This window comes from Coralliovum pocilloporae, from assembly GCF_030845175.1.
Classification (GTDB): domain Bacteria; phylum Pseudomonadota; class Alphaproteobacteria; order Rhizobiales; family Cohaesibacteraceae; genus Coralliovum; species Coralliovum pocilloporae.
Map to the genome: position 1 here is coordinate 1,165,470 of NZ_CP132542.1, position 23,781 is coordinate 1,189,250.

Annotated in this window: 17 protein-coding genes; 6 read left to right on the forward strand and 11 right to left on the reverse strand. The window is 55.5% G+C overall.

Annotated features, from left to right (window positions below; all coding sequences use genetic code 11):
* Positions 1 to 777, reverse strand: a complete 777-nt coding sequence (locus tag RA157_RS05415) for a sulfite exporter TauE/SafE family protein (RefSeq protein ID WP_350335449.1) — start codon at positions 775 to 777, stop codon at positions 1 to 3.
* Positions 777 to 1,949, reverse strand: coding sequence for a M20 aminoacylase family protein (locus RA157_RS05420; RefSeq protein WP_350335450.1), 1,173 nt, complete (start codon positions 1,947 to 1,949; stop codon positions 777 to 779). The genes RA157_RS05415 and RA157_RS05420 overlap by 1 nt, the downstream gene beginning before the upstream one ends.
* A 249-nt stretch (positions 1,950 to 2,198) precedes the next feature.
* Between RA157_RS05420 and RA157_RS05425 the strand changes: the two genes are divergently transcribed.
* Complete coding sequence (locus RA157_RS05425; RefSeq protein ID WP_350335451.1) at positions 2,199 to 3,434, forward strand: D-alanyl-D-alanine carboxypeptidase family protein; 1,236 nt, start codon at positions 2,199 to 2,201, stop codon at positions 3,432 to 3,434.
* A gap of 49 nt (positions 3,435 to 3,483) precedes the next feature.
* Positions 3,484 to 4,620: a CobW family GTP-binding protein gene (locus RA157_RS05430; protein ID WP_350335452.1), complete on the forward strand. Its 1,137-nt coding sequence runs from the start codon at positions 3,484 to 3,486 to the stop codon at positions 4,618 to 4,620.
* A gap of 14 nt (positions 4,621 to 4,634) precedes the next feature.
* Here the strand turns inward: RA157_RS05430 and RA157_RS05435 are convergent, their stop codons facing one another.
* The gene (locus RA157_RS05435) at positions 4,635 to 4,895 is read right to left on the reverse strand and encodes a sulfurtransferase TusA family protein (RefSeq protein WP_350335453.1); all 261 of its coding nucleotides are present in this window, start codon (positions 4,893 to 4,895) and stop codon (positions 4,635 to 4,637) included.
* A gap of 109 nt (positions 4,896 to 5,004) precedes the next feature.
* Between RA157_RS05435 and RA157_RS05440 the strand changes: the two genes are divergently transcribed.
* Both RA157_RS05440 and RA157_RS05445 read left to right on the forward strand, forming a co-directional pair.
* A complete protein-coding gene (locus RA157_RS05440) occupies positions 5,005 to 6,822 on the forward strand; it encodes a long-chain-acyl-CoA synthetase (RefSeq protein WP_350336158.1) in 1,818 nt (605 codons plus the stop codon).
* Between the two features lie 25 nt (positions 6,823 to 6,847).
* On the forward strand, positions 6,848 to 7,384 hold the full coding sequence (locus tag RA157_RS05445; protein WP_350335454.1) for a DUF924 family protein: 537 nt from the start codon (positions 6,848 to 6,850) through the stop codon (positions 7,382 to 7,384).
* A gap of 33 nt (positions 7,385 to 7,417) precedes the next feature.
* Here the strand turns inward: RA157_RS05445 and RA157_RS05450 are convergent, their stop codons facing one another.
* The gene (locus RA157_RS05450; RefSeq protein WP_350335455.1) at positions 7,418 to 9,565 is read right to left on the reverse strand and encodes a methyl-accepting chemotaxis protein; all 2,148 of its coding nucleotides are present in this window, start codon (positions 9,563 to 9,565) and stop codon (positions 7,418 to 7,420) included.
* A 488-nt stretch (positions 9,566 to 10,053) separates the two neighbouring features.
* Here RA157_RS05450 and RA157_RS05455 point away from each other — a divergent pair, with 488 nt between their 5' ends.
* Positions 10,054 to 10,911, forward strand: coding sequence for a GNAT family N-acetyltransferase (locus RA157_RS05455; protein WP_350335456.1), 858 nt, complete (start codon positions 10,054 to 10,056; stop codon positions 10,909 to 10,911).
* On the opposite strand, the gene RA157_RS05460 is transcribed toward RA157_RS05455, so the two are convergent.
* The 7 genes from RA157_RS05460 to pdxR all read right to left on the reverse strand — a co-directional run bounded on the left by RA157_RS05460 (position 10,886) and on the right by pdxR (position 22,420).
* Entirely contained in the window at positions 10,886 to 12,496 is a 1,611-nt protein-coding gene (locus tag RA157_RS05460) for an acyl-CoA synthetase (protein ID WP_350335457.1), read from the reverse strand. The two genes, RA157_RS05455 and RA157_RS05460, sit on opposite strands and share 26 nt — an antisense overlap.
* Before the next feature lie 3 nt (positions 12,497 to 12,499).
* Positions 12,500 to 15,028 carry a DUF3772 domain-containing protein gene (locus tag RA157_RS05465; RefSeq protein ID WP_350335458.1) on the reverse strand — a complete coding sequence of 843 codons (2,529 nt, stop codon included), beginning with the start codon at positions 15,026 to 15,028 and terminating at the stop codon, positions 12,500 to 12,502.
* Between the two features lie 174 nt (positions 15,029 to 15,202).
* Positions 15,203 to 16,144, reverse strand: a complete 942-nt coding sequence (locus tag RA157_RS05470; RefSeq protein ID WP_350335459.1) for a dimethyl sulfoxide reductase anchor subunit family protein — start codon at positions 16,142 to 16,144, stop codon at positions 15,203 to 15,205.
* A gap of 4 nt (positions 16,145 to 16,148) precedes the next feature.
* Entirely contained in the window at positions 16,149 to 16,898 is a 750-nt protein-coding gene (locus tag RA157_RS05475) for a 4Fe-4S dicluster domain-containing protein (RefSeq protein WP_350335460.1), read from the reverse strand.
* Positions 16,895 to 19,771, reverse strand: a complete 2,877-nt coding sequence (locus tag RA157_RS05480) for a molybdopterin oxidoreductase family protein (RefSeq protein WP_350335461.1) — start codon at positions 19,769 to 19,771, stop codon at positions 16,895 to 16,897. Before RA157_RS05480 ends, RA157_RS05475 begins: the two co-directional genes overlap by 4 nt.
* A complete protein-coding gene (locus tag RA157_RS05485; RefSeq protein ID WP_350335462.1) occupies positions 19,768 to 20,757 on the reverse strand; it encodes a phosphate acyltransferase in 990 nt (329 codons plus the stop codon). The genes RA157_RS05480 and RA157_RS05485 overlap by 4 nt, the downstream gene beginning before the upstream one ends.
* 193 nt (positions 20,758 to 20,950) lie before the next feature.
* Positions 20,951 to 22,420, reverse strand: coding sequence for a MocR-like pyridoxine biosynthesis transcription factor PdxR (pdxR, locus tag RA157_RS05490; protein ID WP_350335463.1), 1,470 nt, complete (start codon positions 22,418 to 22,420; stop codon positions 20,951 to 20,953).
* Positions 22,421 to 22,772: 352 nt separating this feature from the next.
* Here pdxR and RA157_RS05495 point away from each other — a divergent pair, with 352 nt between their 5' ends.
* Positions 22,773 to 23,774: a taurine ABC transporter substrate-binding protein gene (locus tag RA157_RS05495; RefSeq protein WP_350335464.1), complete on the forward strand. Its 1,002-nt coding sequence runs from the start codon at positions 22,773 to 22,775 to the stop codon at positions 23,772 to 23,774.
* Positions 23,775 to 23,781: the final 7 nt, after the last annotated feature.

Consider the following 23,781-nt stretch of genomic DNA (forward strand, 5'->3'; position numbering starts at 1 on the left):
TCAGCCCACAACATTCCACAGTGTCGTCCCCAGCAGATTCAGAGCCAGTATGGTCAGGAGAGCCTTGAAAACTCTTTGGAAAAGCTCCGGGCTCAGGCCTTTCAGAATATGCGTACCCAGACGCGTGCCGAGATAACCGGAACCGATCATCAGAACAATCAGACCCAGCCAGTCGGCGAAGGCAAAGCCAAGAAAACCGAAGACCAGAATCTTGATCAGGTGCTGGATGCTCATGCAGGCAGCATGGTTGGCGACAATTTCAAAGCGTTCTGAGAACCGTGACGACAGGCTGGCCGCAACAAAGGGCCCCGTCACTCCTACAAACATGGTGAGGATGGTCGACAGAGCCGCCATCATGGAGACAGACAGGGTCGAATCCGCATCCATCCGAAGTTTTGGCCCCCAGGTCACTAAAAGGATGAATATCCCGACGAGTCCCTTCAGGAGAGTTGCTGGCAGCTCCACTGCAATCTGCCCCCCGATGAGGCCACCCACAACACTTCCAACAAGAAACCAGACAATGGTGGCCCGGTGAAGAAAGGCCCGCTGGATGATCATCCGGGACAGATTGGACCCAAGCTGGACAACACCATGCACCGGTATCAGGGCCGGACCAGGCATAGTGCTGGCCATCACGGCCAGAAGCACCATCCCGCCACCGATGCCAAGAGCCGCCGTCAATGCTGAGGTCATAAAGCTGACACCGATCAGCAGCAGGCTGAGCCAGAGGCCAAGATCATCAGGCAGAACAGTGAACAGAAATGCTGCCGGTTCCATCAGGATGATACAGGCATCGCAGTCTCAGCCAGGCGCGCCCAATAGGAAGAGCCAAACGGGATCGCTTCATCATTGAAATCATATTCCGGATGGTGAAGCCCTTCACTGTCGCCATTGCCCACAAAGATGAACGCTCCCGGGCGCGCTTCCAGCATATAGGAGAAATCCTCCGCTCCCATCACCGGATCAATGTCAGTGGAGACATTCGGCACACCTGCAACAGAACGGGCAACAGAGGCTGCAAAATCAGTCTGTTTGTCATGGTTGCGGGTCACTGGATAACCCTTCTCGTAGATCAGTTTCGGCTTTGCTCCATGCGCTGCACAGATACCATCGATCACAGTCCTGATCCGTTGTTCGAGGTCAATGCGGACCTCAGGTGTCAGGGACCGAACAGACCCCACCAGCTCAACCGTATGAGGGATAACATTGTCTGCATCCCCACCATGGAACTGGGTAATGGAGATAACGGCTGAATCGAGCGGGTCAGTTGTCCGGCTGACAATGGTTTGCAGGGCTGTTACGACCTGACTGCCAACCACAATCGGGTCAAGACAATCCTGCGGTCGTGCCGCATGACCACCCACACCTTCAATCGTGAGGTAGAATGTATCGACCGCCGCCATAATCGGCCCCGGCCGCAGAACAAACTCCCCAACCGGAAGGCCGGGCATATTGTGCATGCCATAGACTTCCTGAATACCGAAGCGGTCCATCATGCCATCATCCACCATGGCCTTGCCGCCAGCACCACCCTCTTCCGCCGGCTGGAAAATCACCACGGCGGTTCCGTCAAAATTGCGCGTCTCAGCCAGATAACGCGCCGCACCAAGCAGCATGGCCGTATGCCCGTCATGGCCACAGGCATGCATCTTGCCCGGGACTGTTGACTTGTAGGGATGGTCAATAACCTCTTCTATCGGCAGGGCATCCATATCCGCCCGCATGCCAACAACACGGCCTGATTCCGAAGAGCGCCCGCGGATCACACCGACAACACCCGTTCGGCCAACCCCGGTCACCACCTCATCAACACCGAATGACTGGAGCAGGCTCGCCACTTTCCCGGCTGTCCGATGCACATCGAACTGCAATTCCGGATTGGCATGAATATCATGGCGCCAGGCTTTGATATCGGCATGAAAATCGGCAAGGCGGTTGATAACAGGCATAGCTGAACTCCAACGGTGCCTCCGCCCTATGGACGAGGCTATTGCAATCTATGCGCACAAGCTAGGGTCAGACAGTCCGCTTCTCAAGACAAATCTCACAATATCCAGTCACCGGTCACCAGGCACTCGTTACCATTTCAACAACGTGATGCCATTCCCTTTGCGTTCACCCGCCGACTTCTCTAATACTGCAGAAGATCTTTGGTTAAGAGGGCGTCTGCCGTCCAAAAGGCATGTGAGGCAACAGAAATGACAGGTCGGTCTGTGCGGTCCATCTGGCTTGGCGCAACTCTGGCGCTTGCAGCACTGGTTACCCAGTCCGTTTCGGCTCTGGCTGGCCCCTATGTTGTGGTGAACACCAGAACCGGCGCGGTGATTGATTCATCTGACGCGAACAAGCCCTGGTTTCCCGCCTCTCTGACCAAGCTGATGACCGCTTACGTCACATTTGAGGCGATCAAGTCAGGCAAGCTGACCCTCAATTCCCCGGTCCGCGTCTCAAAACGCGCGCTGGCAGAACCTCCCAGCAAGATGGGCTTCAAGGTCGGCACCGTGATGACGGTCGACAATGCACTGAAAATGGTCATCGTCAAATCTGCCAATGACATTGCGGTGGCTCTCGGAGAAACCGTCTCAGGCAGCCATGACGCCTTTGTCCGGGACATGAACCGCGCCGCAAAGGCTCTGGGGATGACCCGCACCCGGTTTGCCAACCCGAACGGCCTGCCGGACCAGCGCATGCGCACAACCGCCCGGGACATGGCGCTTCTGGGTGTTGCTATCCGTCGCAACTACCCGAACCACGCACATTACTTTCGCATTCCAGCCATCCGGGCCGGAAAGCGCGTTCTCAGGTCACACAACAAGCTTCTTGAGCATTTCCGCGGCACCAATGGCATGAAGACCGGCTTCATTTGCGCATCAGGTTTTAACATTGTTGCAAGCGCAAGACGCGGCAACACGGAACTGATGGCCGTAGTGCTCGGCTCTCTTACGGCAAAAGACCGGGCCGAGATGACAGCCAACCTGCTCTATCATGGATTCAAGGGGCGCGGTCTCGATAACAAGCGAACAGCAACCTCGTCGCTGGCGCGTCTCAGCCCGGGTTTTAGTGCAGGCCCGGCACCTGTGAACATGCGGCAGGAAGTCTGCAACAGAAAACGCAAACCCAAGCCGAGCGCAAAGAAACAGGGTAATGGGGATTCTGTCGCCGGAACCACTCTGGTTGCCACCCAGGTCAGCTATCTGGGCCCAAGGGTCCGCATCATGAAGCCGGTAAGGGTTCGTACCGGCCTGCCCGCCGGACAGACAACAACCCGCAAGGCACCACGCCGCGTGCCTGTGCCACTGCCAAGACCTCATGGTGCAATCCCGGCCGCGGCCAAATCACCGGCACCCCAGGCGAGCAGTCAGACAAGCAGTCAGGCAAGCGGACAGGTCACGCCGCGCGTCCCTCTTCCCAAACGACGCCCGGCTGCAGGATAATCAGCGACCAAATCAGCGCTTGTACAGCCTCAATGGATGACACAGGACCATGACGCGTATCGTTCCAATCAGTATTCTGACCGGTTTTCTCGGCGCGGGAAAAACCAGCCTGCTGAACCGCCTTCTGGCTGACCCGGCCCTGTCTGACGCCGCCGTCATCATCAATGAGTTTGGCGATGTGGGTCTGGACCACCTGCTTGTGGAAGCAACAACAGACGGCATCATTGAACTGTCGTCAGGCTGCCTGTGCTGTACCGTGCGCGGCGATTTGATTGACACGCTTGAGAATTTTCTCGACAGGCTGTCCACAGGCCAGCTCAAGAGCCTGAGCCGGATTGTCATTGAGACAACAGGTCTGGCAGATCCCGTACCTGTCCTGCAGGCGGTTCTGGCCCATCCCCTGTTTCAGGGACGTTACCGCGTCGATCAGGTCATCACACTTGTGGATGCCATTAACGGCGAACAGACCCTGGCCCAGCACGAGGAAGCCAGGAGGCAGGCTTCCGTTGCCGATACACTTGTTCTGACAAAGACTGACCTGCCGGATGCTATTGAAAAAGTGGGAAAACTGTTCTCGAACCTGAAAGCACTCAACCCGTCAGCCCGCATTCTGGACAATCAGAAAGACCAGCCGGATGCATCCGTTCTGTTTTCGGGCGATCCGTTTGACCCAGACACCAAGGCACCGAATGTCAGGCAATGGCTCAACACTGACGGCTTCCATGAGCACGATCACAGCCATCATGATCATGGTCATGATCATGATCATGGGCACTCTCACCACCACCATCATCACGACACCAATCGACACGGGGACAGCATTCGCTCTTTCGCAATTGAGAAAGATGTCACAATGTCCGGCGCAGCCCTGGAGATGGCTGTTAATCTGCTGGCCTCGGCCCATGGCCCCAAACTGCTGCGGATGAAGGGCATCGTGCCTGTTTCAGACCATCCGGATAAGCCTGTCGTCCTGCATGGGGTCCAGAACGTCTTCCACCCGCCGCGCATTCTGGATAAATGGCCCGACGATGACCGGCGGCTAAAGCTTGTCTTCATTGTTGACGGGCTTGACGAGGCTTTTGTCCGGGAATTGTTTGACGCGTTCAGCGATACTGTTCAGATAGACAGACCAGATGCCCAGGCTCTGACAGACAACCCTCTTGCGGTGCCCGGGAAGACCTTCTGAACCGGGCCGCAGGTTCAGCCTTTGGCCAGGCGATAGTCTGTTACCGTGTCATCCACACAAATCTGACCCAGAAAATCATGCCCGGCTTCATTACAGAAATGCGGGATGTCGATGGCCGCCATCGGGTCTGTTGCGAGCACTGACAGCACCTGGCCGGCCTCAATTTCTTTCAAGGCTTTCCGTGCTTTAAGCACAGGCAGGGGACACTGGACACCACGCGTATCCAGGACCCTGGCAACTGGTCTTTCCGCAAAGTCATCTGTCTCTTTGCTCATAAGGCTCTTACTTTCGGTAAACTCACTGCTCTGTTGGCGCTGACTTGCCTAAGTGCTACTCTTTCACCAAGTAACAAAGGTCAGGCCCTTGAACAAGGTCGACCAGAAGATGGATCGGGGAGGATCTATGGGTTTGCTTGCACGATTGAAGAGCGAATATGCTTATCTCAGTGGCGCTATTCGGACACTCCGGCGGGTTACACCGATAGCGAAGGCAAGAAACCGGACACTTCCTGATGTGATGGATGAACTGGCGGAACGGTTTGGAGATCGCACGGCCCTTATCTCCGATCTGGAGACGTTCAGCTTCAAAGACTACAATGGCCGCGCCAACCAATATGCCAGATGGGCCCGCATCAACGGTATCGAGAAAGGCGATGTTGTCGCCCTGATGATGCCAAACAGGCCGGAATATCTGGCCTGCTGGCTCGGTATTGCCCGGGTTGGCGGCGTCATTGCGCTGTTGAACACCAATCTGACAGACCGGTCTCTTGCCCACTGCATCAATGTGGTGAGCCCGAAGCATGTGATTGTTGATGACCGCCTGGGAGATCAGTTCCTGACATCGGAAGACTATCTGAATGCCGGGCCCACAATCTGGTTCCATGGCGCGGATCGCCCGCACCGCATGCGGATCGACAAGGATCTTGATCTGCTGCCAACAGATAATATTCCGCGCAACGAACGACCGCAGCTCACCATCAATGACAAGTGCCTCTATATCTATACAAGTGGCACGACCGGCCTGCCCAAAGCCGCCAACATCAATCATTACCGGGTTCAGTCGATCATGGCGGGCTTCTCGGCAGCAACCGCCGCGTCCGAGACAGATCGGATTTATGTCTGTCTGCCCCTTTATCATTCTGCAGGCGGCGTGCTTGCGGTGGGAACCGCACTGACTGTCGGTGGCTCGGTGGTGATCGCGGAGAAATTCTCCGCCAGCACATTCTGGGATGATGTGGTCGATAACCAGTGCACCATGTTCCAGTATATTGGCGAGCTGTGTCGTTATCTGCTCAACAGCCCACCGCATCCGAAGGAAACCGCACACAATCTCAGGATCATCAGCGGCAACGGATTACGGCCTGACATCTGGGACAGCTTCCTCACCCGTTTCAAAATCCCCAAACTGCTTGAATGGTATGCGGCAACGGAAGGCAACGCAGTTCTGTTCAACTTCGATGGCAAACCCGGAGCGATTGGCCGGGTACCAAAATGGATGGAACGCCGCTTTGTCATCAAACCCGTCCGATTTGACTATGACGAACAACAGCCTATGCGCGGCGCAGACGGCTATTGCATTGAGGTGGATCCGAACGAACCCGGAGAATTGATCGCCCAGATCCTGAATGATCCGTCCAAGCCAAGCCAGCGTTTTGAGGGTTATTCCAATCAGGAAGAAAGCGAACGCAAAGTTCTCACCGATGTGTTTGAAAAAGGTGACCGCTGGTTCAGAACAGGCGACCTCGTCAGACGCGACGCACTTGGCTATTACTATTTTGTCGACCGGATCGGCGATACGTTCCGCTGGAAGGGCGAAAACGTCGCCACCTCGGAAGTCAGTGAGGTCATGGCAATCGTACCCGGTGTTCAGGAAGCCAACATCTATGGTGTTGCCGTTCCGGGCCATGACGGCAAGGCAGGCATGGCCGCGCTCGTGGCAGATGATGACCTGTCTCTGGCTGATTTGAAAATCGCGGTAGACGCAGCACTCCCCGCCTATGCACGGCCACTCTTCCTCAGGTTCCTGGAGCAGATGGATATGACCGGCACATTCAAGGTGCGAAAGGTCGACCTCGCCAAGGATGGCTTTGATCCGTCCACAGTTTCAGATCGCATGTTCGTAGCCCATCCGGAGACAGGGCAGTATGAGCCTCTGGACAGCGAAACCTATCAGGCGATCCTGTCAGGGCAAATCCGCGTCTGAACCGGGAACAGAATGAGGACAGGACATGTCTCCTTTTGATGTGATCGAGTTCTGGTGGGGTCTGGGAGAAGATGGCTGGTTCCGCAAGGATGAGCAACTCGATCAGGAGATGCGGGACCGTTTCTCCGACCTGCACCATCAGGCATTAAACGGGTCATACAGAGAGTGGGAGAGCGGGTTCGCCGGTCGGCTGGCCCTGGTCCTGCTTCTCGACCAGTTTTCCCGAAACATGTTCAGAGGCACTTCCGATGCCTATTCAGGCGACCAGGATGCGCTCCGCATTGCGAGGCTGGCTCTGGAAGCAGAGGACGACCGCGCACTTCCCATGCCCCATCGGCGATCCTACTATATGCCGTTCATGCATTCCGAAGATCTGGAAGATCACACCGTCTGTATTGACTGCCATGAACGCCTGGGTGATGCCAATGGCCTGAAATGGGCCAAACACCATGCGGATATTGTGCGCACATTTGGCCGGTTCCCGCATCGCAATGCCATACTGGGACGCACATCAAGTCCAGACGAGGAAGCTTTCATCAAAAAAGGCGGCTTTGCCGGATAGCAGAGCCGCCTCTTTTACAATCTTGAAATGCCCTTACGCGGCTTTCACCCCTTCAAGGAAGCGTGCAACAGTCTGCCTGAGGCTGGTGGCCTGCCCTGCAACCGCCTGGGAAGCACTCAGAACCTGCCCCGCAGACTGACTGGTCTCCGCAACAGACGTGGTCACACCCGCCATGTTCTGCGCAACATCCTGCGTGCCCGCTGCGGCCTGCTGAACGTTCTGGCTGATCTCTGCCGTCGCAGCACCCTGCTGCTCAACAGCAACCGCAATCGAGTTGGTGTACTCGTTCACATCCGTCATTGTCTTGGCAATCGCTTCAATCGCCTCAACCGCTTCCTTGGTGGAGCCCTGGATGCCGGAAATCTGCGAAGAAATCTCTTCTGTCGCCTTGGAGGTCTGGTTCGCCAGTTCCTTTACCTCGGAGGCAACCACCGCAAAGCCCTTGCCCATTTCACCGGCGCGGGCCGCCTCAATGGTGGCGTTCAGCGCCAGTAGGTTGGTCTGTTCGGCAATGTCCTGAATAAGGTTGACCACTTCACCGATTTTCTGGGCGGCCGTATCAAGGCTGGCCACTTTCTGGTTGGTCGCGCCTGCAGCTTCAGCTGCCTCACCGACAATCCGCTTGGTCTGGCCGACCTGACGGCCAATCTCTTCGATGGACGCTGCCAGTTCTTCCGCAGCCGATGCTACAGTCTGCACATTGGTTGAGGCTTCTTCAGAAGCAGCCGCTGCCGATGTGGCCTGACCGGACGTGTCATCTGCAATACTGGTGAGGGTCTGGGCGGTCTCTTCCATAGAACGGGAATGATCATCCACCTCACCCAGCATGGTCCCGACCTCACTGTCGAACGTCTGCACCAGCTCATAAATCATCGACTGACGCTTATCGCGGGCCACATGACTCAACCGCCGCTCTTCGGCCAGCTTCTCATTTTCGAGCGCATTGTCCCGGAAGACAGCAACGGCCTTGGTCATATCACCGATCTCGTCCCCTCGCTTCATACCAACAAGGGCAACATCCGTCTTACCATCTGCCAACGAGGCCATGTCGGAGACAAGCGCACTGATCGGACCAGTGATCGAGCGGGACACAGCCAGACCGATCAAACCGACAACAATCAGCAACACGCCACCGGCAATCAGCATGCCGTTACGGATGGAGTTGATCGACTGGTCGAGCTCTGCTGTTTCCTGAGCAGCGGCAATAATCCATGTCTGCCCCTGATAGGCCAGAGGAATTGCGAAAGTCATCAAGGCTGCATTCCGGTAGGACGTGATCTCAGTCGGAGCCCATTCCCCTTTGAGGGCTGCAGTGATAGCCGGGCTGTCAATGCGGGTTACCAGCATATCAGGACCATCAGTCTTATCCGTCTCGTTCAGCATGAGACCATCCTGGCGGAGAATAAAATACTCACCGGTTTCGCCAACACCAGCACGGTTCTGCAGAACCTTGTCGGCAATATTGGGCAGCTGATAGGACAGAACCCCGATCGTTTTACCTGAATTGTCAACAATGGGGGTCGACAGGAAACTCGCAGGCGCATCACCGCTCGGGCCGTAGGGCCGGAAGTCAAAGAAGGAGATCTCCCCGGCACCGGTCTTCAGTGCAGCCCGAAAGGCATTACCAAGATCAGTGTCTTTCCAGCGACCCGTCTGCAGATTGGTTGCGTAGTCACTTTCCTTGAACACGGAATAGATGAGGTTGCCTTCCGTATCGAACAGGAAAACATCATAATATCCCCGCTCCTGCAGCAGACTGCGGAACCAGGGGTGATATTTCTTGTGCACACCATCATAGAACTGGCCCGTATTGGCGCTGTCGAGTTTTTCTTTCTCGCCAACACCATATTTGCTGTTCTTGATATACGCGTCCGTCAGGAAGGTTGTCGGGTCTCCCGGCAAGGCTTTCCAGGAAGACGTAAACGCTCCAACCGCGGTTTTTACCATGGGGTTGGCAGCCACAAGCTTCAGGTCGGTCTCGATATTGGTGAGGGAATTCACAATCTCGGCCCGCCGCGATTCAAGCAGGGCCTTGACCGAATCAGCCTCAATTTTATGGACATTCTGTCGCGCGGTCATGTAACTTGCAACACCAACGGCAAGAACACAGAGCAGCGCGCTTCCAACGACAAGCAGCGGCAGCTTTCTGGAAAGCCGGAAAGAATGAAGTCCGATGGACATGTTACAAGGCCCCTTCTTGTATCATTTGTGTATTACATACATAGATACCGACAAAGGGCAGACTAAATAGTTAACTGGTTAAGCAATACGATCTACTAATGCTTTAGAGAAAAAATAATAGTAAAAAATACCTATAAGCAGATTTCACCCAAAAATGGAGCGATAAAATACAACGCAATCAATGACAGGAAATAGAGAAATGCCGTAGAAATTTAAATCTCAAAATGGATTACACCACAGATAAAGTACTGGAGCTGCAGGCATAAATAATGAATTTTAAAAAGCAAGAAAACCAGCAATCATCAACCATGATCTTGCATCGGAAGAATGCTTTTTCCTCGCCAGAATTTTTAGCCGCCTTACTTTATGGTGCACCATCGCTCACTATTGGCCTCAGAGAGATTTTCGAACAAAATCCTGACGGGCAGGCCATGCTGCGTGCCCATATAAGGGCGATACTCCCTGCACCTCTTCGAATCCATAGCCTTTTGTTCCATCCTTTTCTGCCATATACCAACCCCGTTTCGAACCACGACAGCGAGATAGACACCTGGTTTTCGCTTATTGATCTGGCCTCGGATACAGGCAGCCTGCTTCTTCCATCCATATCCATCACGCACAGTCTTGTTCCGCGCCTGCGAGAGAGTCTACGCAAGGATGGTGGGGCACTGGAGACAATCCGCCTCTGGGAACGGGCGGCTCTTGATGCAACCGGAGATCCGGATACGTATCTGCAGCAGTCACTGGGGAAAAAAAAGCTGAAGGAGCTGCGCCGCCAGCGCCGTCGGCTGGAGGATGAAGCGCCGGTACAGTTCATTCGACACAGGGACCCCAAGGATGTGCCAGAGGCCGTTGAGCGTTTCCTGACGCTCGAAGCGGACGGCTGGAAAGGAAAAGCCAGAAGTGCCCTTCTGTCCAATCCCGGATCCACGGCAATGGCACGATCTCTGGCAACAGAATTGCCCAAACGACAGGCTGTTCTGGTGGATGAACTTGTCTGGGGTGAGCGCACCATAGCCAGCATGATCAGCCTGAAGAAGAGCTCATCTGTCTGGACCTGGAAAATCGCCTATGACGAGGAGCTGTCACGGTCGTCCCCGGGGGTTCTGTTGATGATAGAAGCCACACGGGCCTTTATGAATGATCCCGATATCACTTATGTGGATTCCTGCGCGGTGCCGGATCATCCGATGATCAATCATATCTGGCAGGAACGACAACCGATGGCCGACCTGCTGGTTGCGACCAGACCATCAGCCCGTCTCAAGACCAGGGCAATTGCGTTTGCTCTCCGGACGGCTCATCGGCTGAAAGCACGAATCAATCGCGTAAAAGACGGCGGATGATCTTTCCTGTCGTTGTCATTGGCAGGTTTTGCAGAAAAACAATCTCTCTCGGATATTCATAGGCTGCCAGGCGTCGTTTGACGTGCTCCTGTATATCCTCAACAAGCGCCGTGCTTTCTTCAACGCCAGGCTTCAGAACGATGCAGGCCTTGACGATTTCCGTTCGCACAGGGTCCGGTTTGCCAACGACCGCCGCAAGTGCCACTGCCGGATGCGCAATCAGGCAATCCTCGACTTCACCCGGGCCGATTCTATATCCGGCAGAGGTGATGACATCATCATCACGGCCGACGAAGTGGATATAGCCATCCTCATCCTCAAAACCCTGATCACCTGTCTGCATCCAGTCATCAACGAACTTGTCTTCTGTCGCATCAGGCCTGTTCCAGTATTCAAGGAACATCACAGGATCAGGACGGGCAACGGCGATCTGCCCCACCTCACCAGGCGAGCATCGCTGACCATCATCATCGATAATCGCCACCTGATGACCCGGGACAGCCTTGCCAATCGCCCCTGACCGGCTGATCCCAAGCCCTGCCATTGACCCCAGAACAAGGTTGCACTCCGTCTGCCCATAAGCCTCATTAATCCGCAATCCGAGACCATTTTCAGACCAGTCATAGGTTTCCCGCCCGAGAGACTCCCCCGCTGACATCACACTGCGCAGACGAAGATCAAAATCGGCCCGCGGGTCAGGTATTGTCTTCAGGAGCTTCAGAGCGGTTGGCGGGATAAAGGCATTGCGCACGTTCTGTCTGGCCATCAGATCAAGAGCCGCCTCAGGGTCGAACTTCTCAAACTTGCGAGCCAGGACCGGCACACCAAAATAAAGCGACGGCAGAAGGGCATTCAGCAATCCCCCGGCCCAGGCCCAGTCAGCCGGTGTCCAGAACAAATCACCGTCATGGGGGAAGAATTCATGCGCCATCTGAACACCGGGAAGATGGCCCCACAAAACACGGTGACCATGCAAAGCCCCTTTGGCAAGGCCAGTGGTACCGGACGTGTAGATCATCAGCGCCGGGCTGTCCGGCCCTGTGGCAACAGCTGTGAAATCATCCCGAGCCCTGGCACAGGCATCCTCGAAGGACACCGCTTCATCGTCCTGATCTCCCGTGAGCAGAACACAATCCAGATCAGGCAGCTCTGACCGGATCTCAGACAGTTTCTCAAGCCCTTCCCGATTGGTAATTACAAAGCGGGTACCAGAGTTCTGCAAGCGGTATGACAGAGCGTCCGGCCCAAACAGCAGCGCCAGGGGTACGGCCACACCGCCAGCCTTGTAGATGGCAATATGAGATGTGATGGTCTCAACACTCTGGGGCAGGATAATCGCAGCCCGGTCTCCCGGCCGAAGGCCCAAACCTGTCAGCACATTGGCCAATCGGTTGGAGAGCCTCTTCAAGGTACCAAAAGATGTGGTCGATGTGACGTTCGCATCATCACAGGAGATAATTGCCGGTCGATCCGGCTCTACATTCGCCCAGATATCGCAGACGGCCACCCCCATATTGCAACGCTCAGGGATCAACCATGAGAACCCTGACACCAGAGAGTCATACGAAGACGCGCGGTCAAGCATTGGTCACCGCCCATCAGCATCCGGGCCTGTGGCGTCAGGCATATCACGCTGAGCTCTTTGCGGGCGCTTCGCGATTGAGGCTGCAGACTTGTCCGACTTTTTCCCGTCCGCAGGGTCAGCCTCTCCCTTGATCAGGGCTGCCAGCCGATCCACATCACGCAAGTGAATGTCACGCTGCGGGAATGGCATTTCGATGCCCTCTTCCCGGAACCGGTGCATGATATCAAAGCGCAGATCACTGCTCACCACCATCACATAGCCGATATCTTCCAGGAAACACCGCAATTCGAAATCGAGAGAACTGACTCCGAACCCGATGAAATAGACCTGCGGCTCGGGGTAAGACAGGACCATGTCATGGGCTCTGGCACACTCAAACAGAATCTCGCGAACCTGATCCGGATCCGAGTCATAACTGACACCAACAGGCACGGTAATCCGGCCCATCGTATTGCCATGAACATAATTGGTAACCGTGCCTGAAATCAGATCAGAATTCGGCACAATCATCGACGCGCGGTCAAAGGTCTCAATCTCGGTTGCCCGAACGTTGATCCGCTTCACCGTCCCATGGGTGCCACCGACAACGATCCAGTCGCCCACCTTGATCGGACGCTCGGCCAGCAGAATAAGCCCGGACACGAAATTGTTGACGATACTCTGCAGACCGAAACCGATACCAACGGACAGGGCACCGGCAACAAGCGCGATATTGGAAAGATCAAGCCCCGCATGGGAAAAACCCACCATGACCGCGACAATGACACCGATATAGCCAAGCCCGGTCGTAATGGAATGCTGCAGTCCCACATCCATACGCGTTTTCGGCAGGAACCGGTTCTGTAGCCAGCGCTGAATGCTCTTGGTTGCTACGAGAACAACAAGGAACAAGGCCACCGCTGTTGCAATAAGAGCAGGAGACAGGCGGATATTGCCGACCTCAAAGCCGCTGAGAACAGAGGTGAGAGACGCAAAGATCTCGTCTGATTCAAACCCCCAGGGAGCCGCCACCAGCATAAAGGCCAGCAACAGCAGAAGAAGCTTTGTAAAGCCACTCAGAACAACGGCGAGAAGCGCGGCGCGACTTTCCGACAGTCCTATGGTCCGGGTCAGAATCCGCCCGACCGGGGCATCAGACTGGAAACCGGTGCTGAACAGCTCTTCAGCCGCGCTGAGAAGCAGAACCAGAATGGACAGAATGATGCCGATACCAAAGATCTGTGTTGCAATGAACGAACCAAGCGGCACGTAACCGATAATCGTTGCTGCAATTGCGATAACAGACGCCATCCAGCCCAGCGGCAGCATCCAGCGCCACAAGACCGGCCCTCTGGTTTCACCGCCTGCATCCTTACCCTGAACCGCATCCTGCCTGCGCAGGTTGGCGATCATGGTCCGCGCCAGAAGGAAGGCAAGCGTAGGCATCAGAACCCCGTGCAGGGCAGACAGGGCGATCGTGAAGCGGAGCGGCAGGATCAGAACATCCCGCACTTCGGAAAGAACGATGAAAACACCCTGAACAATTGCCATCGAGACGATGAGCCAGAACGCCTTGTGCGCATTCAGGCTGTCAATATCGACCAGCCGCCAGGCTGGCCGCAATGGAGCCAGAAAGGCACGCGCCAGTCCTTGGGTCATCGTAATCAGGACAATGGCCCCGGTCAGTGACTTCATCAGCCGTTCGATATGCCGTGGCATCAACTCCATGGAATTGAGTGTGAAAATGATCAGCCCGAGGCCAATCACAGGCACAATGGTGTTGATGAAGACTGTTCCGGCAGCTGCCATCCGCTTCTCGAACAGACTCCCGGGTTCCGCCCGGCTGCTTCTGCTGGCAAGCCGTACCAGAAAACGTCTGCCGAATGACGCGATAAGCAGTCCGGCAACAAGCACCAGGCCAATCAGCTGCGGCGCTGATTTCTGGGCATTCTCGATCAGCGTGACCAGCCAGCCGGCCAGTGTATTGAACAGGCTGCCGATGGCATCCGGTGTCCGTTCAAGAACAAACCACCAAAGCTCGGGGTTGAGAGCACTTGTCTCACGGGTAAACAGGGCACGGGTGAACAGGTCCGTCCGCTTCTCGCTGACAATTGCCAGAAGCTGCTCGGTCCGCACTTCAATCACACTGGCCTGCTTACTGACCCCGTCAAAAACAGCCAGCTGTTCCTGCAGATCCTTGCGCTGGGCAATCACCGCATCCGATTCAGCCTGTTCCACGCCTTCATTATCAGATGGCTTCTCAGGTTCCAGCTCGGCAATTCGCGCGCGCAATTGCTCCTGCTGCGGAATCTGGGCTTCGCGAAGCGCCTTGGCATCAGAAGCAATCTTGAGAATCTGCTTCCGGGCAAGCTCAAGACCCGTGTCCCCAAGGTCCTCTGATGTGAGAGACATCTCGAACCGATCAAGCCGCCCCTGCCAGGCTTCCAGCGAAGAGAGATGCTCATCCGAGAACCCCGACAGACTGGTCAGAACCATACTTGCAAGGCCAATCAGAAGAGCCAGCAAACCGGCACGGTAGGAACGAACTGTCATGGTCAAAAGCGATCCCCAGACCTGGCGGGCACAAACATGGAAACCCCGATGCAAAACACCGCCCGGCACAATATTGAACTATCCTGTTTCATACAGAAAAGGCAGCGTGTTGAACACCCTGCCCTATGTTTGCTGTATGGAAAACCCGTCAAGAGGCCAAGCCGGGATCGAAACTCATTGTTCAAGTCCGTTTTCAAGCGACTGGCCGTAATAAAGACTGACCGTGTGCCTGGCTTCCGCAAAGAACAACCAGCGCTCCACGAATGTGCCTGCAAGATAGCTGAGAACCGCAAGTGTCAGGATCAAGGCAGCCGCAATCCCGCTCACTGCATAACTTGCCACCAGAAGAACCGCAGGCGCACCAAGACCGAGGATCCAGGTAATCCGCCGCAGGGCAAGCGCATGCTTTCTGGCAACAACATAACCCATTTCCCGATTGAGGTAGTTGTCCGTCATATGCGGTTTGTCGAGAAGACGGACAGGGCCGAAGCGGCCAAGCCCCGTTGCCGTTTCAATACTGGCCGGAGCCCGGTCCGTATCTGCCCGGCGCCACCAGAACCCTTTGATCACCCAGGTGAAAACGAGGATTGCCAGTGCAAGCCCGGCATCTCCCTTAACGGAATGCCCGGAAAAGGACCCTATCGCCACAGCACCCAGATACCCGCCCGTTAAGGAAAACAGCGCATAGGTTACACAGGTCAGAGGCGTTGCCCAGTGATGGACCGTCTTCAGCTGGGCATAGATCATCGACGTGCAATAGACAGTCGTAATAGACAGGAGCGACGCCACAACAGCGAGAATATGCCAGTTCTCTCCGAGAATAATCGCACCAAATGCCGCAAGCCCCATTGGAATGAAGCCGATAACGGCGGCAACACCTTCACGCGATAGCCAGCTTGACCGCCATTGCGAAAAGGCCAGAACAGCACGCTCCGGATGTCCCAGATGCAGGGTGGACGACAGAAGCCCGCCACCGATTGTCGCAAGAGCAATCACATAGCCGATTTTCCCGGCAAGAGTTGTCGGATCAATGAGGGCAAAGCCATACATGACAATCAGGCCGTAGCCGAACCCGGTCAGTGTGGTGAAGAAAATGACGGAATAAGCGGGATGCATGGTCTTACTTCATCGCCTCCAGCGCCTTGTCGATCCATTTCAGGAAACCGCCCAGCTGGGCATCCGGTTCCGCCTCATTGCCTTTAGAGGTTTCGCCCTCTCCACAGCCCGCATTGCGGACCCGAGGTGGCAGATATTTGTTGACCGGACGGGTGCCCATTTCAGGCATCAGGTCCATTCCACCACGTTCCTGGACCATGCGGCTCACATCAGACGTCGGGTCCCCCAGATCACCAAAGTGACGGGCATTCGCCGGGCAGGTCCGGACACAGGCTGGAGTCCGGTCTTCCTCCGGCAGATTTTCGTTATAAATCCGGTCAACACACAGCGTGCATTTCTTCATGACATTTTCTGCCGGATCCATCTCGCGTGCGCCATAAGGACAACTCCAGGCGCAGAGACCGCAGCCAATGCAACGGTCTTCATTGACCAGAACAATTCCATCTTCCGCTCGCTTGTAGGACGCCCCGGTCGGGCAAACCGGTACACAGGGCGCATCCTCACAATGCAGACAGGATTTTGGAAAATGGACAACCCGAGCATTCTGACCGGTCCCCGCCTCATAGGTATGAACCCGGTTCAAGAATGAGCCTGAGACATCCTTGCCATAGGCATTCTCATCAGCAAGCGAGGAGCCATAGCCACCTGTATTCCACTCCTTGCAGTTGATCACACAGGCGTGGCAGCCGACACAGACGTCCAGGTCAATCACGAGGCCCAGTTTTTTATCGGTTCTGTCTGGAAGCGATGTCATGACGCCCCCCCGCTTTTGCCATTCGACCATTGCTGTCCATATCGGACAGTTTCCGGCGCTGCAGGAATACCCGCCGGTGTCTGCTGCCCGCCAGCATGAGGCTGGCTCAGCTCATCCGGCGGCGGATCTGTTTTCTCAATCCGGACACGCAGGTCAAACCAGGCAGCCTGCCCCGTTATCGGATCTGAATTCGACCAGCGCAGACCGTCACCACGGGGCGGCAAAAGCTCATGGATCAGATGATTCAGTAGAAATCCGCGTGTGGCCTCAGGTGCATCCGGCGAGAGCGCCCAGGCACCGGAGCGCTTGCCAATGGCATTCCAGGTCCAGATTGTGGAACTGTTCAGCGCCTCCATACGGGCAATGGGAACCGTGATCTCACCGTGATGGGATGTCACCTTGGCCCAGTCGCCTGTCTCAAGCCCGTGCTCATCACATAAGGCTGCCGGCACATAAAGCGGGTTTGATGTGTGGATCTGCCTGAGCCAGGCATTCTGCGATCCCCAGGAATGATACATGGCCATGGGCCGCTGGGTAAGCGCATGGATGGGGAATGCGTCCTCATCAACCAGCGCTTCCTCAAATGGCTGATACCAGCATGGCAGCGGATTAAACGCCTGGTGAACCCTGTCTTTCAGATAATCCGGCGGCACCCGGTCGCCGTGCCCTTCGGCAGCCAGTCTGAATTTCTGCGCCACCTCCAGATAGAGATTGAACTGGTATGGCATGGGGTCATCATAGAAGCCCATCTCAACCGCCCAGTTCTGATACTCCATATTGAACGGCTTGAAATACTGCGCGTCTTCAGGAATGTGGTTGATCCAGAACCCGCCATTCTCGATATAGGCCTTGAGCTGGTCAGGATTGACAGCGCCACGCCCGGCCTTGTCGCCATCCTTGCCTCTGAAACCTGCGAGAGGTCCGACACCCGGCTTTCGCTCGTGATTGACCATGTAGTCAGCATAATCCTGATATTTCGCTGACCCATCCTCATGAACAAAGCCCGGAAGGCCGAGGCGATTGGCAAGCTGAACCAGAACAGTCTGGAAACCGCGCACATCACGATCCGGCTCAACAACCGGCCAGCGGATGGAGTCAGCTGCAGCATCCGGTTCGCAGATTGGCCGGTCCAGCAGCGAAATACAGTCATGACGCTCCAGATAGGTGGTGTCCGGAAGGACAAGATCCGCATAAGCCACCATCTCGGATGAATAAGCGTCCGAATAGATCAGCTTGGGGATCACATAGTCACCCGTCTCCGGGTCCTTGGCCTCCAGCATCTCCATCACACCACGGGAGTTCATCGACGAGTTCCACGACATGTTGGCCATGTACATGAACAGGACATCAATGCCATAGGGCTCACGCGCATAGGCGTTGGAAATCACCATATGCATCAGCCCGTGAACGGAAAGCGGGTTTTCCCAGCTGAACGCCTTGTCAATCCGTTGTGGTGAGCCATCCTCATTGACCGCCAGGTCTTCCGGGCCACGCGGGTACCCCAGATGTGGCCCAGCCAGCGGAGAACTGCAGTGGAATTCCGCATGCGGCCTGGGATGTGCTTCCCAGGGCTTGGGATAAGGCGGTTTAAAGCGGAATCCGCCCGGGCATTCCACAGATCCGAGAATGATCTGCAGCACATGCAGCGCGCGGCAGGTCTGGAAGCCATTTGAATGGGCTGAAATCCCGCGCATGGCATGGAAGGAGACAGGACGGCCAATCATCTGCTCATGCCGTTCGCCCTTCCAGTCGGTCCACGGCACATCAAGGCGGATTTCTTCCTGAAAGGCCGTATGCGCAAGCTCAGAGGCAAGACGGCGGATCTGATCAGCATCCAGACCGGTCTGTGCTGCTACGCGATCAGGCGCATAGTCAGGGGAGAGGAATTCAGCCGCCATCAGCTCGAAAGCGGGAACCGCTCTTCGGCCATCCGGCAAGACAAATGATCCGTGCAAGGCCGGTCTGGTCCCAGCATCACTGGCCGCCTTCAACATGCCCGAAACCGCGTCATGAATCAGTGGCTTGCCCGCATCGTCCCGGGCAATAAGGCCATGGTCCGCCTCACCCTCTGCCTGAATGACAAGATGCGCGGCATTGGTATAGCGAATGAGATAGTCGAGATCGATCTGCCTCGTGCGGAAAAGCTCATGAACAAGAGACAGGATAAACAGGCCGTCAGTCCCCGGTCTGATGCCAACCCATTCATCGGCAATGGCCGAATAGCCTGTTCTGATCGGATTGACCGAGACAATCTTGGCACCGTTCTGTTTGAGCTTGGACAGACCTATCTTGATCGGATTGGAATCATGATCCTCTGCTACACCGAAGACCATGAAATAACGGGTTCTGTCCCAGTCCGGCTGACCGAACTCCCAGAATGCTCCACCCATCGTGTAGATGCCGGCAGCGGCCATATTGACGGAACAGAAGCCGCCATGGGCGGCAAAATTCGGTGTTCCAAACTGCTGTGCCCAGAACCCGGTAAAGGACTGACTCTGATCTCGCCCGGTAAAGAAGGCCAGCTTGCACGGGTCTTTCTCCCGTACCGGCTTCAGCCAGGACACCGCCAGATCAAGCGCTTCCTCCCATTCAATCTCCTTGAATTCACCCTTGCCGCGCTCGCCCGTCCGCAGAAGTGGCTTCCGCAGACGTGCCGGAGAATAATGCTGCATGATCCCGGCTGAGCCTTTGGCACACAGAACACCCTTGTTCACAGGATGATCCCGGTTGCCCTCAATATACCGAACCTTGCCATCACGGAGATGCACATTGATGCCGCATCGACAGGCACACATATAACATGTGGTCTTGCGAATCTCGTCTGAAACCTTCGGGGAGCGCTCCACGCGAGGTTCTACGGATGATGATGTCATTGGTTTTTATTTCCCGACACGGCGCTGTCATTAGAATTATTTTTGTCATTCTGCCCATCAGACAGAATACTTGCAAGCGCTATTGAAGCCAGCCTTGCAGCCGGGGGATCTGCCCGGCTGGTCAACAGAACCGGCACCTTGCCGCCAAGGATGACACCGGCAGCACATGCGCCCTTGCAGTAGACCAGCGCCTTGAACAGCGTATTGCCGGAAACGATGTCCGGCACGACCACCGCATCAGCCTGACCGGCGACCGGATCATCTCCCAATCCCTTTATCCGCGCCGCCTCATGCGACAGGATAAGGTCCAGCGCCAACGGCCCCCGCACATCCATGTCGGGCACGGCATCTCGCGCCCATTCTTCCAGCTCCCGGCCTTCCAGGCTCGATGGCATGGACGCAATAGGGGTTTCTGTTGCTGACAGAACCGCAATCCGTGGCCGTTCGGCCCCAAGACGCTTCGACAATCCTCCCACAAGACGGATCGCATCCTTGCGTGTTTCAAGATCCGGGCTGACATTCATCGCGGCATCGGTGATCAGCAGAGGCTTGCCACCATCCGGCATGGTCATATGAAACACATGGATCAGACGATTACCGCTTCGCAGCCCTGTCTCACGCGCCAACAGGGCTTTCATGTACACATCACTGTGCAACTGCCCTTTGAGCACAGCCCCGACGTGATCTGACCTGATCAACTGACCAGCAGCGACAGCCGCAGCTGCCTCTCCTCTGGTCTCAATCAGCTCGTAGGGCGAGATGTCCCAGTCAAGTGCATCCGCTTCCCGGCGGATATCATCCTTTTCACCGATCAGAACAGGCACCATCAGCCCCGCCTCAACCGCTTCTTTGGCCGCGATCATCGGCAAGGGTGCTCCGGCACGCACAACAGCAATATGAACAGGAGGCCTTTGTCTCGCCAGGGCCAGAAGCTCAGGCGGGCAAGCAGCAGAATCAGAAGACAGAAACGGACTGGTGTCAGTCATGAGCTTTCCTCCCCACGGCAATCCGCACCGAGGAAACCTCAAGGGTCTGCTGCTCTCGTCCTGTCATTGATATACTCCCGGCAGCATTCGACCCTCTGTCTTATGCGTGCCAGCATCAAATCAAGGCTTTGACCCACCCCGTAGGACCAGATTTTCAGATTTCATTGGGCCACTGGGCCGCAAGAGAGCCACATCAGCCGGTTCGGCTGTGAATAAGCTCCGCAAGCTTCTTGATACCCGGCTCTATCATGGTCTGATCAATCGATGAGAAACCAAGCAGAAAACAGTTCTTCGGCTTGTTGGGGCCACTGAAATAAATCCCGCCAGGCGCGATAACAATACCATGGTTCAGGGCTTCCTGAGCCAGCTCGTCCGCATCAAGCCCTTCCGGCCCCTCCACCCAATAACTGGACCCGCCAAAGCTTGGTCGTTGCGACCATTCCGGCAGATGTCTGGACAACGCTTCGCCCATTTCCTGCCAGCGCCCGCGATAAACCCTGTGCAATCGCCGGACGAAGGCGTCGTAATAGCCCAGTGACAGGAAAAAGGCCGTCGAACGCTGGTTGTTGTTCGGCGGGTGCCGCATCATCAGCCGTCGCAAGGCGCGTGCTTCCTTGATAAAGGCCTTGGATCCCACGATAAACCCAAGACGCAGACCCGGAAAAAGGCTCTTGGAAAAACTGCCCACATAGATAACCCGACCATCCTGATCCAGCGATTTCAAGGCCGGGCATGGCGAACCCATATAATTTGTCTCGAATTCATAATCGTCTTCGACAATCAGAAAGTCATGCTGCCTGGCCGCTTTCAGCAGCTCAAGACGGCGCTCATGCGGCATGGTCACCGTTGTTGGAGACTGATGACTGGGCGTGACAAAACAGACATCACTCCCCGACAGCCTGTCATCAACCGGCAGGCCAAAATCATCCACGCCAAGAAACCGGATATTGTCTGTCCTCAGACGCACAATATTACGCACATCCGGATAGCTCGGGTCCTCGAGAGCCACATTGGTTTTCGAACTGATCAGCAGGCTGGATGTCAGATAGAGTGCATGCTGGGCACCGAGCGTAACCAGAATTTCGTCCTCATCAGCCAGAATGCCACGCCGCGGCAGAATACGCTGCCTGATCTGTTCGATCAGCATGCTGTCATCCGCATCCAGCGTATCCATTGTCCAGGCCTCAAGCCAGCGCTTGCCCAGGACACGGTAGACACATTCCCGCCAGTCCGTGATCGGAAACAGCTTGTGGTCCACCTGGCCATAGATGAATGGATAGGGGTATTCAGTCCAGTTATCCGGCTTCAGAATGTTGCGCTGATGCGATGGGGTAACCCGGAAGCGACCAGTCCAGTCAACTGGATCGGATTCGAACGCCTGATCAACCGGCAGGGGCTTCAGATTGCCTTCCAGCACCTGCTCACTGACAAAATATCCGCTACGCTCATGGGTAACGAGATATCCGTCATCAATCAGATACTGATAGGCAAGCATGACCGTGTTCCGCGACACCCCGAGCATTTCGGACAGCTTTCGCGAGGACGGCACGCGTTCATTGGGCTTCAGGTGGCCATTGAGGATGGCCGAAACCAGAAACTCCCGGATCTGGGATTGAAGTCCCTTCTTGGAGTCAGGATCGAGTGAGAAGATAAAGTCACGCATGAACTGGTCGGATGCTTTCAGAGAAACTGGCCCTACGACCTAACAGGCCAAAGCTAGCATCATCCAGCCAAGGGCTCAACAACATCAATCGGTCTGATCGATGCAATCATGATATGCTGCCTTTAACAGCAGAGCGGAAGGAGGAACCGGTCTCGCTGTTGCCTTTGTGTTTCGGATCAACTCCTGAAAGACAATTGAGAATTCTGAGGGGGCACATAACACCATTTGAAACACAACACTGCCGATGAAGATAAGAAAAATCAGTATCTTCATCAGTTGCATCCTTCCAAAACCGGTTTTGTTTGCTAGACTTCACGGGATCACCAACAAAATAAATAAAGGGAGAACACACATGCCGATCAAATCAAAGCTTATGAGTGCTATTGCGGGTGCTGCCATGCTGGCAGGTGCTGGCAATGCTTTTGCTGCGGATGAAATCACCGTTGCCTACTTCCTGGAGTGGCCGATGCCCTTCCAGTACGGCAAGGTCAAAGGCATTTATGAGAAGGAACTGGGCGTCAAAATCAACTGGGTATCCTTCGACACCGGCACAGCTATGTCTGCTGCAATGGCATCCGGCGATGTGCAGATCTCCGTAAGCCAAGGCGTGCCGCCATTCGTGGTCGCGGCATCTGCCGGTCAGGATCTTCAGATTGTCGATGTGGCTGTGAGCTATTCCGAGAACGATAACTGTGTTGTCGCATCATCGCTGGAAATCGACAAGGACAGCGCCAAGGAACTGAACGGCAAGAAGGTTGGTGTACCAATCGGCACCGCAGCGCATTATGGCTTCCTGTCCCAGATGTCCCATTTTGGCGTCGATGTAGGCTCCATGGAAATCGTTGACATGGCTCCGGCTGACGGCGCTGCAGCCTTCGCACAGGGCAACCTGGACATGGTATGCGGCTGGGGCGGCGCCTTGCGTCGCATGAAAGAGCACGGCAACATTCTTCTGACAGGTGCCGAGAAGGAAGAGCTGGGTATTCTCGTCTTTGACGTCACCAGCGTTCCGGCTGACTTTGCCGCGGAAGAAGGTGAGCTTCTTGCCAAGTTCCTGAAAGTTACGGCAGAAATGAATGCCAAGTGGAATTCGGGCAATTATGAAGCTGAAATGCTGCCGGTTATCGCCAAGGATGCCGGTATGGAAGTGGATGCCGCCAAGGCAACCATTGCAACCTTTGCCTTCCCATCTGTTGAAGAACAGCTGTCAGCAAAATGGCTCGGCGGTGGTGCACAGAGCTTCATGGGCGGTGTCGCCAATGTCTTCGTCAAGGCTGGCAGCATCGAAGCCGCCCGCGACAGCTATGACTCTGCCGTCAACTCAGGCCCTCTGGCTTCTGCTAACGGACAGTAAGTCAATC

Excerpts from the sequence above, each read along its gene's own strand:
- RA157_RS05415 (WP_350335449.1), bottom strand. The coding sequence starts at position 777 with ATGGAACCGGCAGCATTTCTGTTCACTGTTCTGCCTGATGATCTTGGC.
- RA157_RS05420 (WP_350335450.1), bottom strand. The coding sequence starts at position 1,949 with ATGCCTGTTATCAACCGCCTTGCCGATTTTCATGCCGATATCAAAGCC.
- RA157_RS05425 (WP_350335451.1), top strand. The coding sequence starts at position 2,199 with ATGACAGGTCGGTCTGTGCGGTCCATCTGGCTTGGCGCAACTCTGGCG.
- RA157_RS05430 (WP_350335452.1), top strand. The coding sequence starts at position 3,484 with ATGACGCGTATCGTTCCAATCAGTATTCTGACCGGTTTTCTCGGCGCG.
- RA157_RS05435 (WP_350335453.1), bottom strand. The coding sequence starts at position 4,895 with ATGAGCAAAGAGACAGATGACTTTGCGGAAAGACCAGTTGCCAGGGTC.
- RA157_RS05440 (WP_350336158.1), top strand. The coding sequence starts at position 5,005 with ATGGATCGGGGAGGATCTATGGGTTTGCTTGCACGATTGAAGAGCGAA.
- RA157_RS05445 (WP_350335454.1), top strand. The coding sequence starts at position 6,848 with ATGTCTCCTTTTGATGTGATCGAGTTCTGGTGGGGTCTGGGAGAAGAT.
- RA157_RS05450 (WP_350335455.1), bottom strand. The coding sequence starts at position 9,565 with ATGTCCATCGGACTTCATTCTTTCCGGCTTTCCAGAAAGCTGCCGCTG.
- RA157_RS05460 (WP_350335457.1), bottom strand. The coding sequence starts at position 12,496 with ATGCTTGACCGCGCGTCTTCGTATGACTCTCTGGTGTCAGGGTTCTCA.
- RA157_RS05465 (WP_350335458.1), bottom strand. The coding sequence starts at position 15,028 with ATGACAGTTCGTTCCTACCGTGCCGGTTTGCTGGCTCTTCTGATTGGC.
- RA157_RS05470 (WP_350335459.1), bottom strand. The coding sequence starts at position 16,144 with ATGCATCCCGCTTATTCCGTCATTTTCTTCACCACACTGACCGGGTTC.
- RA157_RS05475 (WP_350335460.1), bottom strand. The coding sequence starts at position 16,898 with ATGACATCGCTTCCAGACAGAACCGATAAAAAACTGGGCCTCGTGATT.
- RA157_RS05480 (WP_350335461.1), bottom strand. The coding sequence starts at position 19,771 with ATGACATCATCATCCGTAGAACCTCGCGTGGAGCGCTCCCCGAAGGTT.
- RA157_RS05485 (WP_350335462.1), bottom strand. The coding sequence starts at position 20,757 with ATGACTGACACCAGTCCGTTTCTGTCTTCTGATTCTGCTGCTTGCCCG.
- pdxR (WP_350335463.1), bottom strand. The coding sequence starts at position 22,420 with ATGCGTGACTTTATCTTCTCACTCGATCCTGACTCCAAGAAGGGACTT.
- RA157_RS05495 (WP_350335464.1), top strand. The coding sequence starts at position 22,773 with ATGCCGATCAAATCAAAGCTTATGAGTGCTATTGCGGGTGCTGCCATG.